This window comes from Neorhizobium sp. NCHU2750 (assembly GCF_003597675.1).
In the GTDB taxonomy this organism is placed as follows: domain Bacteria; phylum Pseudomonadota; class Alphaproteobacteria; order Rhizobiales; family Rhizobiaceae; genus Neorhizobium.
Genome location: NZ_CP030827.1, coordinates 1,207,403 through 1,222,437 on the forward strand (window position 1 = coordinate 1,207,403; position 15,035 = coordinate 1,222,437).

Sequence of the window (15,035 nt, forward strand, 5' to 3'; positions counted from 1 at the left end):
GCGGACAATAGATCAGATCAAGCGTGACGCTGGGCATGATGGCCCAGCACATCGGCGACAGGCCCGCCATTGCTTTATCTCGTAAGGCCGCGCGCTTCATGATCCCCGTTTGAGCCGTCAAGTGTGGGCGTAGCGGCGGCCACATGCGCTTCGCTGCGTAGTTCTCCCCCATGTACTCCGTGCGATCAATAGCCATAGCCCGCCGCGACCTTACCGCAAGGCAGACTACTTAGATGTATCGCTTGGATCGCCGCAAAGCGACGATTGTCTTCGAAGTCCAGAAGGCAAAGCGGACAACGTTCGCCGGTGGAGTGAATTTGAATTGTGACCAGCCCTATACCGAAATCGCCGTCATGATATCTGATCAAATGGGAACAGCGAGCCAATTCAACCTTAAGGCAATCGTCTGGAGTTCTTGATGGCCCATTTTCCTAAGCCGCATTTAGGAAAATATTCATTTTGAGGCTGTTGCGCCAATGGTGATCTGCTTAGATCAACTACAGATACCATGCCTACGGTCGATATGATGATGTTCACAAATGTATTGTTCGGTGTGCAATTAACTAGTCTGATTTTTATTTGTTGCTCTGCAATATTTTGTGCGTTACGCCTTTGTTGCGAGAATTCATCGGGGTAAATTTGAGTTCTTTCCACCGTTTCTATCCTGAAATTTGATGCGTTGATCATTCTGGGGGCATTATGACCGATAAAGTGCAGAGCAACGCCAAGGTTGCGCTGATTACCGGTGTTACGGGCCAGGACGGCTCTTATCTTGCTGAGTTTCTTTTGGCTAAAGGGTATCAGGTTCACGGCATCAAGCGTCGTGCATCCTCTTTCAATACTGCCCGCGTCGATCACATATACGAAGATCCGCATATCAAAGATCAGCGTTTCAAACTTCACTATGGCGATCTGTCTGATACATCGAATCTGACCCGCATCATTCGTGATATAGAGCCGGATGAGGTCTATAACCTCGGCGCGCAGTCGCACGTTGCAGTAAGTTTCGAGGCGCCCGAATATACCGCCGACGTTGATGCAATTGGCACCTTGCGTCTTCTTGAGGCTATCCGCTTCCTCGGCCTTGAGAAGAAGGCTCGCTTCTATCAGGCCTCGACATCTGAACTGTATGGCCTCGTCCAAGAGATCCCGCAGCGCGAGACGACGCCCTTTTATCCGCGATCGCCTTATGCGGTCGCCAAGCTCTATGCCTACTGGATCACGGTAAATTATCGTGAAGCCTACGGGATGTATGCCTGCAACGGCATTCTCTTCAATCACGAATCGCCGCGCCGAGGAGAAACATTCGTCACCCGCAAAATCACTCGCGGCCTGTCAAATATTGCGATGGGGCTGGAAACGTGCCTCTTCATGGGCAACATCGATAGCTTACGCGACTGGGGCCATGCGAAGGACTATGTCCGTATGCAGTGGATGATGTTGCAACAGAATGCTCCCGAAGACTTTGTCATCTCGACAGGGCTGCAGTACTCCGTCCGTGAGTTCATTCAGTGGACTGCCAGTGAACTCGGTCTGACACTCGAGTTTTCGGGGCAGGGCGTCGACGAGGTGGCGACCGTTGCTGACATCAAGGGGGATCTTGCACCTGCGCTCAAGGTCGGCGATGTGGTGCTGCGCATCGATCCTCGCTACTTCCGCCCCGCCGAAGTCGACACGCTTCTTGGCAGTTCGGAAAAGGCGAAAGAAAAGCTTGGTTGGGTGCCTGAAATAACCGCTCGGGAAATGTGCGCCGAAATGGTCGTCGAAGACCACAAGGCAGCTCGGCGACATGCACTCCTAAAAGAACACGGGCTAGATCTGCCCGTTAGTTTGGAGGGATGAACATGGCGGCCTACGATCTTAAGGGCAAGAAAGTCTATGTTGCAGGTCACCGCGGTATGGTCGGATCCGCAATTGTCCGCCGCCTTGCCGCCGAAGCCTGCACAGTTTTGACTGCAACCCGTGCTGAGCTGGATTTAACCCGACAAGAGCAGGTGGAGGCGTGGATGGAGAGGAACCGTCCCGACGCCGTCTTCCTCGCCGCCGCCAAGGTCGGAGGTATTTTTGCCAACGATACCTATCCAGCGGATTTTCTTTACGAAAATATGGTGCTCGAGGCGAACATCATTCATGCCGCCCATAAGGTCGATGTAGAAAAGCTTCTATTCCTGGGTTCGTCTTGCATTTACCCTAAATTCGCGGACCAGCCGATCGTGGAAGAATCTCTTCTGACCGGCGAACTTGAGCCGACCAACGAATGGTATGCTATCGCCAAGATCGCTGGCATCAAGCTCTGCCAAGCTTATCGCAAGCAACATGGTAATGATTTCATTTCGGCCATGCCAACCAATCTCTACGGGCCAGGTGACAATTTTGACTTGAAATCAAGCCATGTCATGCCGGCTTTAATTCGTAAGGCACATGACGCGAAAATGTCTGGTGCAGAGAGCGTCACAGTCTGGGGGACAGGCACGCCACGCCGTGAGTTCCTGCATGTCGATGATTGCGCTGAGGCCTGTGTCCACTTGATGAAAGTCTATTCCGACTTCTCGCACGTCAATGTCGGCTCGGGCTCAGATGTGACCATCCTTGAACTGACCGAGATGGTATGCCGCGCCGTCGGCTTTGCCGGCAAGATCGTTCACGATCTTTCAAAACCGGACGGTACGCCAAGAAAGTTGATGAGCGGGGCAAAGTTGCAGGGCCTCGGCTGGACGCCGAAAATAGCCCTCGAGGATGGTATCGCAGCAACTTACCAGGCCTTTGTTGATGGCAACTTCGCCGAGCGCCAACACGTGAGTGCTGCCTGATGAGCAACGCGGTCGCCGGATCACTTACAACAAGCGTGATTTCGAAGGACGGGAAAACGCGACGGAATGATCGTAAGATAGTTGTCTACGGTATGAATTATGCCCCGGAAATAGCCGGTGTCGGTAAATATACGGGCGAAATTGGTGCCCACCTTGCCGCTGAAGGCTGTGATGTAACGGTCGTTACAACGCCACCTCATTATCCGGGCTGGGAGGTTCGCGATGGCTACCGAAACCGGTTCTCGGTTGAGTTGTCAGATGGCGTGAAAATTTTTCGTGTGCCGCTGCTGCTGCGTAGCCGTATGCGTGGAATTTGGAGGCTGCTCGCGCCTTTGAGTTTTGCGCTGACGTCGGCGCCTCTCATCTTTGGGCTTATCTTACATCGACGGCCCAACACGGTGCTCAGCGTTGAGCCAACTCTGTTCGCGGCACCGGTTGCGCTACTTGCAGCTAAACTCGTCGGCGCGACAACGGTGCTTCATGTTCAGGATCTGGAAGTCGACGCCGCTTTTGCTGTCGGACATCTGGGTTCTAAAACATGGCTCAAGCGGCTTGGCGCTCTTTTCGAGCGCTTCACCATGAAGCGGTTTGATAAAATAGTCACGATATCAAATCGCATGGCTGAAAGGATCGTTGAAAAAGGCGTTCCAGAAGAAAGGGTTTGCATCGTTCGCAACTGGGTGGATCTCACGCATATCTACCCCTTGGAGACGACAAGTACCTACAGGCAGGAGCTTGGCTTCTCAGAGAACGACTTTGTCGTCCTTTACTCCGGAAATATCGGTGCAAAGCAAGGCTTGAATGTACTGCTCGATGCTGCCGTCCGCTTGAAGAGCGAGCGTAGTATCCATTTCGTCATTGCCGGGGAGGGGCCGTCGAAAGCAGAATTGCAAGCGCAATACGGCCACCTAGAGCGCGTGCACTTTCTGCCCTTCCAGCCATATGCTCGATTCAACGAGTTTCTCAACATGCCGGATCTTCATGCGCTGCCGCAAGACCGGGGAGCCGCAGATCTGGTTTTGCCCTCCAAACTTGGTGGCATGCTCGCAAGCGGCAAACGCATTGTGGTGACCGCAGATAAGGGGACGGAGTTGGCAGATTTCGTTGAAGACGCTGCAATTATCGCGCCACCAGGTGATGTTGAGGCTCTTGCTGACGTGATCCGTATTGCGGCATCCGAAATCGCAACTGGGCCGATGCCTGCACAGATGGAGCGCGTTCGTGTTCTATCAAGAGACGACGGACTTTCGCGCCTCTCAGATACGTTGCTAATGCCGCGGAGCGAGTTGGCGTGAGTACAAGTCGGCGCGTTATATCGGGAACAATTGCTAACTCCGCAGGCATTGGGCTGAATGCTCTACTGCAGATCGTTTCCATTCCTGTACTGGTATCGTCTTGGGGGGAGCAACGATTTGGGGTGTGGATGATGCTGACCACTATACCAACCTATTTCGCGCTGACTGATTTGGGTTTCGTGCAGGCCGCCACAAGTGAGATGACGATGCAGGTCGCGAGCGGTCAGCGTGACAAGGCTCTTTCGACCTTTCAGAGTTCGTCCGTCCTCATCTTCGTTATGTCCCTTACACTCGCTGCGGCAATTTTGTTTGCTCTGGTAGTAATGGGTAATAACGTAGACGCTTTTACCCAACATGACATAAGCTTGGGTTTGATTACTGTCTTATGTACTTTTGCAGCCCTTTCGCTTGTTTCCCGCATGACGTTGGCGGCGTTGCGCGCAACTGGTAGTTATGCAATCGGCTCGATCGCATTCGATACGATGACTACGGTGGAGGGGTTTGCTGGCCTTTTGGTTGCTTATTTAGGCGGAGATTTTTTGCAGGTCGCGCTCTGTTTGATGGTCTTTAGGTCGATAAACCTATTTTCTATGTACTGCATGCTACGCATCCTTACTCCATGGCTGCATTACGGGCTCGGTTATGCTTCACTGAAAGAAGCAAAACGTTTGTTAAAGCCGGCATTGGCGGCCATGACTATACCTCTCGCTTTAGCAATAAACCTGCAGGGAGTTGTGCTAATCGTTGGCGCCGTGCTTTCTCCGGCAGCAGTCGCGGTTTTTACTCCAGTTCGAACCTGCAGTCGGTTGATGATACAGTTGGTCGGAGTAGTGAACCGAGCTACGATGCCTGAATTAGCGACTGCTTTCGCGCGGAGAAGCCGTGCGCAGCTCGTAAACCTCCTGAAAATTAATGCGGCTGCAATTGCCTGCCTGATAGTTCCCAGTTGCGTCATTCTGGGAGTCGGAGGCAAGGAACTCGTGATGCTTTGGAGTCTCGGTCATATTTCCGCTGACCGGAGCTTCGTTGCCCTAGTTGCCCTGTCTACGGCAATTCATGCGGTTTGGTACTTCGCGTCAAACGTGCTTTTGGCAACAAACTTGCATGTATCATTCGCGAAATACAGCTTGGGAGCCTCCGTTGCCACTCTTGTGATGGTGTTTGGTCTTTCTCAAGTCATGGGCTTAACCGGTACCGGCCTAGCACTTGTTTGTGGGGAACTCATAAGCTTAATCGCGATTGTCTATGTATTCTCCCGGTCTATCTCCATCCTATTGGGTACACATAGCGAAATTAATATGTAATTTATGTAGTACTGTGGGGGCACAGTATGGAAAACAGCCGTTACGGGTGAACAATGGCGAATGTCAGTGTTATTTATCATCATTACCCTCACTACCGTCGACCGGTAGTGACCGAGTTATACCATAGTGGGCAACACTCTTATAAATTTTGGGGCTCGCACGATGTAGTAAACGGTATCGAGGTATTTCCAGGTGACGACACGGTTATTATCAATCCGCTATCGTTCAAGACAAAAGGGAAAAGGTGGATCCTCACTGGGTATTGGCCCGCGATCCTAGACCGTTCGGTCGACGTAGTTATCATCCTCGGCAATCCGAATATGCTCGCCACCTGGAAAATGGCATTGATGGCCAGAATGACGGGAAGAAAAGTGCTGTTTTGGGCGCATGGCTGGTTGAAACGTGAGCCGTTCGTCAAGCGGATGATGCGTAATATATACTTCAGAATGGCGAACAAAATTCTGGTATACGGCGTGCGTGCTAAGGAGATAGGTGCTGAAAGTGGCTATCCATGTGAGCGAATTTCAGTAATATACAATAGTTTGGATTTCGACAAAAGTCAGAAAATTCTTGCTCGGATATGCAACTCAAAAACATTTACTAATGCGCCTCAGCGATTGTTTCTATTACCAAGCTTGCCGTTGGTCATATGCACTGCCCGCATTACTAGTGCCTGCAGATTTGATTTACTGTTTGAGGCCGCGCGTATGCTGAGTCAGAAAGGTAAGCCGGTCAACATTTTGTTGGTGGGTGATGGGCCTGAACGTCTTGGGCTTGAAGATATGGCGAAGCAATTGAAAATTAACGTATATTTCTTCGGAGCATGCTACGATGAAGACGTACTTGCAGAGCTTATTCATGGTGCCGACCTGACCGTCTCCCCGGGAAAGGTCGGTCTAACGGCGATACATAGTCTATCGTATGGAACGCCAGTAATTACGCATGACAATTTGGATGAGCAAATGCCGGAGGTCGAAGCAATTATTCCCGGGGTGAGTGGAGAGCTTTTCAGATACGGCGACGCAGCAGACTTGGCGAACTCGATCAATAGTTGGCTGGCCACCGATCATGACCGTAAAGTCGTGCGCGAGGAATGCATAAAAATCGTTGCTTCGACCTGGAATCCAGCCATGCAGAGAAAGCTCATTGATCAAGCCGTAAGTGAGGTTTTGGGAGAAAGGGTTCAATGAACCGGCGAGGTGACATGCCGTCCGTGCCCAAACCAATGAAAGCTCGCGACACCGTAATTGAACGGTGCCGGATAGCAATCGATTCAGCTCCTAAAAGGAAGATAAGGAGAGCGCTGAATTTAATTGTGAAATGTCGCAACAGCGTTTCAGAAGTTGGTGAGGGATTTCAGATTGGTTTGTCGGTTAGAGTGCCCGCCGGAAGTCGGTTGGGGCGTTTTGGTTACATTGGTAGGGGCTTTTATTCGGCGAGTCCGATTTGCGTCGGCGACCTGTGCATGATTTCTACCAATGTCACGATAGTCGCAAATGATCACAATCCCAGCGATGCAGAGCAACCGATGCGTCTTGCGTTTACGTGGGGCCATCGGGTGACGGTGTTTGAAACTGACGTGTGGGTAGGGCATGGAGCGATCTTAAGATCTGGAATAACGTTGGGACGTGGCTGTGTCGTCGCTGCCGGGAGTGTCGTGACAAAGGATGTGGAGCCTTTCGCAATTGTCGGTGGCAATCCGGCGAAGGTCATTAGGTACCGTTTTGCGGAGGATCGCCGAATGCAGCATGATAGATTCGTAAATGGCTAGGTTGGCGGCGCTTATTGATTGTTCAGGAATTAGTCGGTATCCCCAGTCAAGTAGCTGATTTAGCACGTGAATTTGTTCTCGGCTCTTACTCTTGAGGCGATTTTGAAGAAGCCGAGAGAAAGTTCATTGAGCCGCGAATCAACGCGGTTGCCTCGCCCGAGCAGAGCCAGGCATTGCCCTAATCGATCTGGTCCGGCACAAGGTGTGTGTTTGTCGCTCTACATCTAATGACTGGCCCGCGTTTTTCTAAGCCAAAGATGAATGCAATCCCGCGCTGCCATAATCCGCCGACAGTCTCAGAAGAGATGATTGTCAGGTTACGGATGAATTTTCCGTCTGGCAAACGGGGCGAGCACAACGCTCCAAGTCGTCAGATAATACGAGTAGAAAAGTAATGATTGAAAGAAAAACAAGAAGAGAGTTGATTAATTGCGTCGATGCTGCCTTTGTGGGGTAAGATGTCGCGAATTTATCAAGGGTGTTTTGTGAAATGAGCCTTCTTGACGCTAAATTAAGTAACCCCCGTGAAGGTGGTCCAAGTTTTTCATTGCGGCATAGGATTGTTAGGTTTGTTTGGGCTCTCATCTGGGGCGCTTTTGGCAACTGGACGCCGGTCTATCTATATGCCTGGCGGCGCTTTTTGCTTAGGGTGTTTGGCGCCAGGATACATAAGACGGCAAAGGTCTATCCGGGTGTCCGGGTTTGGTACCCCGCGAACCTTACTATGAACGAATATTCCTGCTTGGCGTCAGGTGTAAATTGCTACTGCATGGATCAGATCGAAATCGGCTCTTATGCTCTGGTTTCCCAAGGTGCCCACTTATGCGGCGGCACACATGATATTGACGATCCGCACTTTCAACTCGTAGCCAAACCCATTGTAATCGGTCGCAATGCATGGATTGCCGCAGAAGCTTTCGTCGGGCCCGGAGTGACGGTGGGAGAGGGCGCAGTCATCGGCGCTCGGGCGGTTGCATTTAGGCCTGTCGAACCTTTCGCCGTTTACGCGGGGAACCCGGCAAAACTGAACCGTATGCGGAAAATCAATGGAGTAATTGCTTGAGTAGCGTTGCCGTCCTTATCCTGACCCATAATGAAGAAAAGCACATCGGGCGGGCTCTTCGAGCTGTCGCTCCGTTTGCGTCTGAAGTCTTCGTGGTCGATGCTTTCTCCTCTGATAAGACGGTAGATATAGCCAGCGCGCACGGTGCAAACGTATTGTCGAACCCATGGACGAACTATTCTAAGCAATTCCAGTGGGGACTAGATAATGCTCCGATAAAAGCCGATTGGGTTATGCGGCTTGACGCCGACGAAGTGATCGAACCTGAGTTGGCGGAAGAGATTGCGACGAAACTTCCGAAGCTTGGCCAAGACGTAGCTGGCGTCAATTTAAAGCGGAAGCACATCTTCTTGGGACGATGGATTCGACATGGGGGCCGCTATCCGTTGATATTGACGCGCATTTGGCGCAGAGGTCAAGGCCGCATCGAAGATCGGTGGATGGACGAGCATATCATGATTTGGGGGGGGCGCACTGTGCTTTTCGATGCGCCGTTTTCTGATAACAATCTGAATGACATAGGTTTTTTCACTGAAAAACACAACAAATATGCAACCCGAGAGGCAGTCGATGTTTTGAACCAGCGTTATGGGCTGTTTTTGCAAGACGTTGTATTGAAAACGGAAGCATCGTCGTTTCAGGCCTCTGCAAAGCGCTTTTTAAAGGAGCGCGTCTATAACCGAGTGCCATTCCCAATCTCGACGCTGTGCTATTTTCTCTATCGCTATATCTTTCAGCTCGGGTTCCTTGATCGTCGTGAAGGGCTGATCTATCATTTTTTACAAGGATATTGGTATCGCTTTCTAGTCGGTGTCAAAGTACTGGAATTGGACAGGGCGATAAGGCAGTTTCCCACTGCGGAAGAGAAGTGCATTGAGCTGGCAAGACTTACTAAACTTGATATCGTGAGTGATTAACTATTCCGTTTAAAATTGAATTTTTGAGGGGTAAATTTTCCCCCTGGATCATGTGAATAGTAATTAATCCCGAATATATATGTGTACGTTGTTTTATAGGTGTGAATGGTGATTAACTGTCGTCGAAAATATAGTGCTGAGTACCGATTCATGAATGTGTAAAATAAACGAAAGGAGTTTTTGACATCTATATAAAGTCTATCTGATTTTATTTTATGCGTGTGGTGAAATAGTTATTTTTTTGCTTGATAATTTGGCGCCAGGCCGTGATCGTTGAGGTGCGGGTCACGGGTGAGAAGCGCGATCTAGAGGCCGGTCTTGGACGCAGGCGGGAGGTGGCTGATGACGATCTGTTTAGGGATTGCTCTATGAGTATGGTTGATATTTGGGGGCGGATTAGGGAACGAAAGTCTATGGGCCGCGAACGAGTATTCGGGTTTTCTCGTTCGGAGTTTTTTTCTCTGATTTTCATAGTGTCGACTAGCAATGCTATGCTTTACTCCATCGTCAGTGCGGTTGAGCGTTCGTTTATTTTCGCGGTGCTTAATACATTCGGGGTCAGTGCGATCGTCTGGTGCGGTCTATGGATGGGCACAAGTTTCGCGCTCAAAATTGAATCGGGCGTGATATCCCGAGTAGATAAAGCCGTTGGCGGAATAGTTTTGGCGGCGTGTTTCTTGCCGCTTGGGCCCACAACATGGGCACTCGTGTCGTTTCTTTCATTATATTTGATCCAAACATCAAGAAATCCATCTGGTGCGCAGGCACGAGCGGGTTGGGTGTTCTTGGCGCTCTCAGTGCCGATGTTTTGGAGTAAACGCTTGTTCAGTTTCTTTTCGGAGTTTTTTCTTTCAATTGACGCGAGGCTGGTTTCAAGCATTACAATGACCGAAAGAACAGGAAACTTAGTGGCGATGCCAGACGGGCACGGGTATTTGCAAATCGCCGCTCCGTGCTCATCTATGGCGAATGTATCGCTTGCCGTTCTCTGCTGGGTCCTATTTACGCAAGCTTTTAATCTGCCGTGGCGTCCTGCTAATGTATTATGGTGTGCCGTCGGATGTTTAGCTGTGGTTATTATTAACGTGTCGCGTATTACGTTGATTGGATTTTTTCCGGAATATTACGATGTGCTGCATGGTCCAGTCGGAATAACTGTCGCGTCGTGGATATATATTTTATCGATGATGTCTGTTTGTTATGTGAGAGTGCGTATCGATGCAGCGCTATCGCTTTAACATTGTGCTGCCATGCATTCTTGCCGTCTCCTTATCTATTAAGTTGTCGCTGGGGGGGACGATTGTAGATCCTTCCTTTGCGGAAGTCGTCGTTGCTGCCGAAACCCGTGTAGTTAACCATGCAGTGCAAAGTGCTGGTGTGACCACCTTTGCGGGTAGAACGGCTCTGTTGCTGGCGACGGCTGACTGCATGATGTATCTGGTCCCGGTTGGCCTTGAGGGGTGGCATCAGCAGACGCTACGAAAGTCGATGAGTGAAGGGCAAACGCTCTGGTTCTTTTTTAATGGAGCCTTGTATTATAATGTGCAACCTCGGTGGCTACCTATGATAACGGTATACACCGCGAAGAGCCTTCGATATATCGGCTTTTCGACAGTCTACCATCCTATGTATGCCATTGTAGCATCTCCGGAGTGTGACGTTGCACGGATCAACTGGTCGTTCTTGCCGGCGCTTCATTTCAAGACTGCGATTTGGGAAAATTGAGTGACCTGAGCCCCTGAACTTCCTCCAGATTTTGGTAGAGTCCGTCGCATCAAGGAGACGGACGGAATGAAGCATTCACGGTTCACGGACGAGCAGATCATCGGGATATTGAAAGAGCAGGAAAGCGGCATGCGGACGGCCGATGTCTGCCGCAAGCACGGGATATCCGAGGCGACCTTCTACAAATACAAGGCGAAGTTCGGCGGCATGGAGTTATCCGATGCTCGCAAGCTGAAGGCTTTGGAAGACGAGAACGCCAAGCTGAAGAAGCTGCTGGCCGAGACCATGCTGGACAACGCCATTCTGAAAGATGTCGCTTCAAAAAAGTGGTGACGCCCGATGTGAAGCGAGACGCTGTGGCTCATGTTTGCAAACGACACGGGGTGAGCCAGCGTCGGGCGTGTAAGGTTTTGTCCGTTGATCGGTCGAGTGTGCGCTATCGTAGCATTCGACCGGATGACGCTGATATCCGTGAGGCGATGAGGCTGGTGGCGTCCGAGCGCCGTCGTTTCGGTTATCGCCGCATTCACGTCATGCTGGGTCGGCAGGGCATCATCATGAACCTGAAGAAACTGCGGCGTCTCTATCGCGAAGAGAAGCTGACCGTGCGCAAACGTGGTGGACGCAAACGGGCTTTGGGGACGAGACGCCCCCTGGCGCTGCCCTCGCGTGCCAACGAACGCTGGAGCTTGGATTTCGTCAGCGACGCCTTCACAGATGGTCGTCGCTTTCGGGTTCTGGCCGTCGTCGACGACTTCACCCGCGAATGCCTGGCGCTGGTCGCCGACACATCGCTCTCAGGCCGGCGGCTTGCGCGGGAACTCGATGTTGTCATTGCCCGACGAGGCAAGCCGCCGCGAACGATTGTCTCCGACAATGGCACGGAGATGACCAGCATGGCCGTTCTGGAATGGTGCCAAAGCACTCGTGTCGAATGGCATTATATCGCACCGGGCAAGCCGATGCAGAATGGCTTCGTAGAAAGCTTCAACGGGAGCTTTCGTGACGAATGCCTCAACGAAACACTGTTCTCGTCTCTGACACAGGCGAGGAGCGAAATCGCAGCATGGAAGGAGGACTACAATCGGAACAGACCGCATTCTTCACTGGGCAACATCACACCCAGCGAATTCGCAATGAAAATGGCTATGGAAAAACAGGCCGCATAAGGCCAGATTTAAAACCCAAGACTCTCCCGAAAATTGGAGGGACGATGGGTCTCAGGTCATGAGCTAAGAGGCTTTCACTCTACTTCAAGCGGCAAGCTGCCCCATTTCATCGTCGGAGCCTCAGCGACGCAAACCCATATCACCCTCTTGTCATCACTTTTTGGGACGAGCAGGATCTGGCCGATCCGCCAAAGGCCATCGCTTCCACTCTCTGCCGGCAACTTATTGGCAATCTGGCTGTCACCACGCTTTTGATAACTGATGGAGCCAATAGTAATATTATTGACCGATAGAAAACCTAATGCATAATCGGAAAGGTTAAGCTCTACTTCTCCTTCTCCTTCTCCTTCTAGGTAAATTTTATCGCAGTATCCCACATTTGATAAGACAGAACGAGAACGATCAATTCGCACATTTGTGGGGCTCGCGAGCAGGGTCTGCAAGTTCTTCAGAGCGGCACCCAGGTCGTCTGAATTACTGCCCGGATCAGGTCCCATAGGAAGATCAATTGACGCTACATCAACTGCTCGCGCAGACGTCCCTTCGGCGGCCAAAACGGTTGTACTGGTGCAAGCGTCGGCCGCAATGTGGTCGAATATACTCGGATTTCCCACGCAATCCAAAAAGCGAACGACCGTTGCGGGAAATTGATCTCCACCGTTGTCTGGGCGACCTTTAATGAAGTGGTTATTTGAAAAGCGATGACCGCCACTTTTAGAAATGACAATATGGCTCGAAACTCCGGGGTCCTTCAAGAGCCGAGAATTCCTCCAGAAGATGTTGTCTGATATAACTTGCCCGTCCGAGGCCTCGATCAGGGCTATAGCGGCTTTCCCGCACGCGTCGAAGATGTTGCCAACAAAGCTGTTGACACGACAATTCTTTCCGAGAAGAACATATGGTTCCATTCCCCACTCAACTCGGTTGAGTGACATTATGTTAAGGCCACCGCCCGGATCGACACGTAGCACATTCTTTTTCATCGAAACGAATGTGTTGCCGATAATTTTCATGTCTACCACAATGCCTGCGAAGCCGTAATTACAACCCATTATGGTGTTTTGTTCGAACTGCCAAGCGCCAAAACCTCTGACGGTGTCGCTGGCTATCGCTTCCATGTTTTGTAAAAAACATCCCCGCATATGCACATGGGATGCAACCTTGCCCTTGGGGAATACTGTGTCGTTTGGGGCGAATTTTTCGGCCCTTCTAATAATGATGTTTTCAATTCGGCAACGCTGCCCCTCGGAAAAAGTCGCGCCGTGGCGACCAGTAACATACTGAAAAGTTGCAAATGACTTCGGCCATGGCACGTTGTCATCTTGCCATGTCTCCCAATAATTTGGGTATATGCTGGAAATATTACCTTGAATGACAGCTCCATTGTGAAGTTCGAACGGTCTTGTTTGTTTGACAATACCTGTGACTTGAATAGGCAATCCTAAGGTTTTCGCAGTCCGCAATGCTTCCTCAAACTCAGCCTGGTGGTCTCCTTTCGAAGGGTCGGCATTAAACGAGACGGCGTTAAAAAGCGCACTCTGAGCTAAAGCCCTTCCTGGGGCGGAAGCTATAGTCGCTAAGCAAAAATAACGTCGATTTAACATGTGAAATCCCGTCGAATATAAGTGTATGTCAATGGAGGTCTTGATTTCACTATTGGGTGCCGCATCGCCGGATGGATCGCGGTAGCGTTGGGTGGCTGTTTCTTTTTTTGTCCCCGGGCAGAAATAAGGACTACCGTAAGTCCGAAGACGACTACGCCACTGCTCAGCGCTGACACGGAAAGCCCATTAGCGGCACAAATCGCCACGAATCCGCAACTTACTCGGGCGCTATCCGAAGCGCTCCTAAATAATGAGTACAGTATAAAGATAGTCACGATAAGGCCCAAGATGCCATGGTCAAAGACAACCCGCAAAAAGAAGGAATGCAGTATCACTGAGTAACATGTCAGGGAGTTTTCGTCCGAAAATAACGGCGCATAGGACACCAAATCAGCGCATGCCCTTATGGACAATGGCGTAACAGGTGTTGTTCCAAAAAGATACTGCCAAAGCGTCCAGTCGCTTGTTTCGTAGAGGAATATGTGAAGGAAGTTGAGCCGGTCGATCGCGGTTAGATCATTATCTCCACTTCTGCTGGAGAATAGATAGTAGATCAATGAAACTCCAACAACTGCAGCGCCCGCCATGGTGACAATATCTTTGGGGCGTCTTGGGCGGAACGAGAAGGCGATCGCCAGTACTGCGGCTCCAAGGGCTGATCTTGATCCCGATATAAGGCACAGTAAAAGGAGGAGGATTGCCCAGATAGCTGGGGGCTTTGGGCGATAGGAGAATGCGCCGAAGTACAGAATAACCACCGAAGCAAGCTCGAAGTTATTTTCCACAAAAAATGCAGGGCGCGGAACGCCAAGTGCTCTGTAGATGGAGTAATTGATAAGAAATACAAGTATTGACGCCTTCGCAATATTTTCGATCTGCGTTCGAGTTAAGGTGATTTTGCATGATGCCACGGACATAATTACTAAGTAAATCATGCTCTTGAATGCATATATATAGTCTGAGAATCCCACTGAATTTATCGATGATACTGCGAAGCCATAAATGCAATATATCAAAATTAATAATATTACAGGATTTGATAGTCTTTCTCGGGCTCCGTTTGCTAAAATAAGGCGATGGAGAAATATAATTAGTACAAGAGCATCAAAAAGCACGCTGGCCTGAAGGTGAGCTAGTTTTATAATCACTGAAGAGCTAGTCAGGAGTATAAAGCAGCCGGTATACCACGCAAAACCGGCCAATCGTCGCGTTTTTTGTTTAGGAACTCGTAAGTTTTTCAACGCACCAATCTCCGGTGTAGTGAGGCATTGATCGTGTGAAGAATAAAAGCCTTTAGTGCTGTGGGTTCTCTATCTCCTAGTCTACCAAAGATAAATAATATATGGTCAATTTTATTGGCTGTCGCGATCTCGATTT

11 protein-coding genes and 1 pseudogene are annotated in these 15,035 nt (G+C 50.3%); 11 read left to right on the forward strand and 1 reads right to left on the reverse strand.

Annotated features, from left to right (window positions below):
- The first annotated feature begins 699 nt into the window (after positions 1-699).
- The 11 genes and pseudogenes from gmd (at position 700) to NCHU2750_RS05985 (ending at position 12,054) form a co-directional block, all read left to right on the forward strand.
- Positions 700-1,842, forward strand: coding sequence for a GDP-mannose 4,6-dehydratase (gene gmd / locus NCHU2750_RS05935; protein ID WP_119939607.1), 1,143 nt, complete (start codon positions 700-702; stop codon positions 1,840-1,842).
- On the forward strand, positions 1,839-2,810 hold the full coding sequence (gene fcl, locus NCHU2750_RS05940; RefSeq protein WP_119939608.1) for a GDP-L-fucose synthase: 972 nt from the start codon (positions 1,839-1,841) through the stop codon (positions 2,808-2,810). The genes gmd and fcl overlap by 4 nt, the downstream gene beginning before the upstream one ends.
- A complete protein-coding gene (locus NCHU2750_RS05945; RefSeq protein ID WP_119939609.1) occupies positions 2,810-4,105 on the forward strand; it encodes a WcaI family glycosyltransferase in 1,296 nt (431 codons plus the stop codon). The genes fcl and NCHU2750_RS05945 overlap by 1 nt, the downstream gene beginning before the upstream one ends.
- Positions 4,106-4,233: 128 nt before the next feature.
- Positions 4,234-5,409 carry a lipopolysaccharide biosynthesis protein gene (locus NCHU2750_RS05950; protein WP_119939610.1) on the forward strand — a complete coding sequence of 392 codons (1,176 nt, stop codon included), beginning with the start codon at positions 4,234-4,236 and terminating at the stop codon, positions 5,407-5,409.
- A 53-nt stretch (positions 5,410-5,462) separates the two neighbouring features.
- Entirely contained in the window at positions 5,463-6,599 is a 1,137-nt protein-coding gene (locus NCHU2750_RS05955) for a glycosyltransferase (protein ID WP_119939611.1), read from the forward strand.
- Positions 6,600-6,970: 371 nt separating this feature from the next.
- Positions 6,971-7,144 (forward strand): annotated as a pseudogene (locus NCHU2750_RS30905) (DapH/DapD/GlmU-related protein); the annotation flags it as partial.
- 805 nt (positions 7,145-7,949) lie between these two features.
- Entirely contained in the window at positions 7,950-8,243 is a 294-nt protein-coding gene (locus tag NCHU2750_RS31205; RefSeq protein WP_349509023.1) for an LbetaH domain-containing protein, read from the forward strand.
- The gene (locus NCHU2750_RS05970) at positions 8,240-9,160 is read left to right on the forward strand and encodes a glycosyltransferase family 2 protein (protein ID WP_119939613.1); all 921 of its coding nucleotides are present in this window, start codon (positions 8,240-8,242) and stop codon (positions 9,158-9,160) included. Before NCHU2750_RS31205 ends, NCHU2750_RS05970 begins: the two co-directional genes overlap by 4 nt.
- A gap of 368 nt (positions 9,161-9,528) precedes the next feature.
- On the forward strand, positions 9,529-10,398 hold the full coding sequence (locus NCHU2750_RS05975) for an archaeosortase/exosortase family protein (protein ID WP_162939507.1): 870 nt from the start codon (positions 9,529-9,531) through the stop codon (positions 10,396-10,398).
- Complete coding sequence (locus NCHU2750_RS05980; RefSeq protein ID WP_119939615.1) at positions 10,379-10,885, forward strand: hypothetical protein; 507 nt, start codon at positions 10,379-10,381, stop codon at positions 10,883-10,885. Before NCHU2750_RS05975 ends, NCHU2750_RS05980 begins: the two co-directional genes overlap by 20 nt.
- 66 nt (positions 10,886-10,951) lie before the next feature.
- A protein-coding gene (locus NCHU2750_RS05985; protein WP_119939616.1) for an IS3 family transposase occupies positions 10,952-12,054 on the forward strand; the annotation gives its coding sequence in 2 pieces (ribosomal slippage) (positions 10,952-11,204 and positions 11,204-12,054; 1,104 coding nt in all).
- A 74-nt stretch (positions 12,055-12,128) separates the two neighbouring features.
- Here NCHU2750_RS05985 and NCHU2750_RS05990 read toward each other — a convergent pair.
- Positions 12,129-13,658, reverse strand: a complete 1,530-nt coding sequence (locus NCHU2750_RS05990; RefSeq protein ID WP_162939508.1) for a hypothetical protein — start codon at positions 13,656-13,658, stop codon at positions 12,129-12,131.
- Between the last annotated feature and the right edge of the window lie 1,377 nt (positions 13,659-15,035).

Excerpts from the sequence above, each read along its gene's own strand:
- fcl (WP_119939608.1), top strand. The coding sequence starts at position 1,839 with ATGAACATGGCGGCCTACGATCTTAAGGGCAAGAAAGTCTATGTTGCA.
- NCHU2750_RS05980 (WP_119939615.1), top strand. The coding sequence starts at position 10,379 with ATGCAGCGCTATCGCTTTAACATTGTGCTGCCATGCATTCTTGCCGTC.
- NCHU2750_RS31205 (WP_349509023.1), top strand. The coding sequence starts at position 7,950 with ATGGATCAGATCGAAATCGGCTCTTATGCTCTGGTTTCCCAAGGTGCC.
- NCHU2750_RS05945 (WP_119939609.1), top strand. The coding sequence starts at position 2,810 with ATGAGCAACGCGGTCGCCGGATCACTTACAACAAGCGTGATTTCGAAG.
- NCHU2750_RS05975 (WP_162939507.1), top strand. The coding sequence starts at position 9,529 with ATGAGTATGGTTGATATTTGGGGGCGGATTAGGGAACGAAAGTCTATG.
- NCHU2750_RS05950 (WP_119939610.1), top strand. The coding sequence starts at position 4,234 with ATGATGCTGACCACTATACCAACCTATTTCGCGCTGACTGATTTGGGT.
- NCHU2750_RS05955 (WP_119939611.1), top strand. The coding sequence starts at position 5,463 with ATGGCGAATGTCAGTGTTATTTATCATCATTACCCTCACTACCGTCGA.
- NCHU2750_RS05990 (WP_162939508.1), bottom strand. The coding sequence starts at position 13,658 with ATGTTAAATCGACGTTATTTTTGCTTAGCGACTATAGCTTCCGCCCCA.
- gmd (WP_119939607.1), top strand. The coding sequence starts at position 700 with ATGACCGATAAAGTGCAGAGCAACGCCAAGGTTGCGCTGATTACCGGT.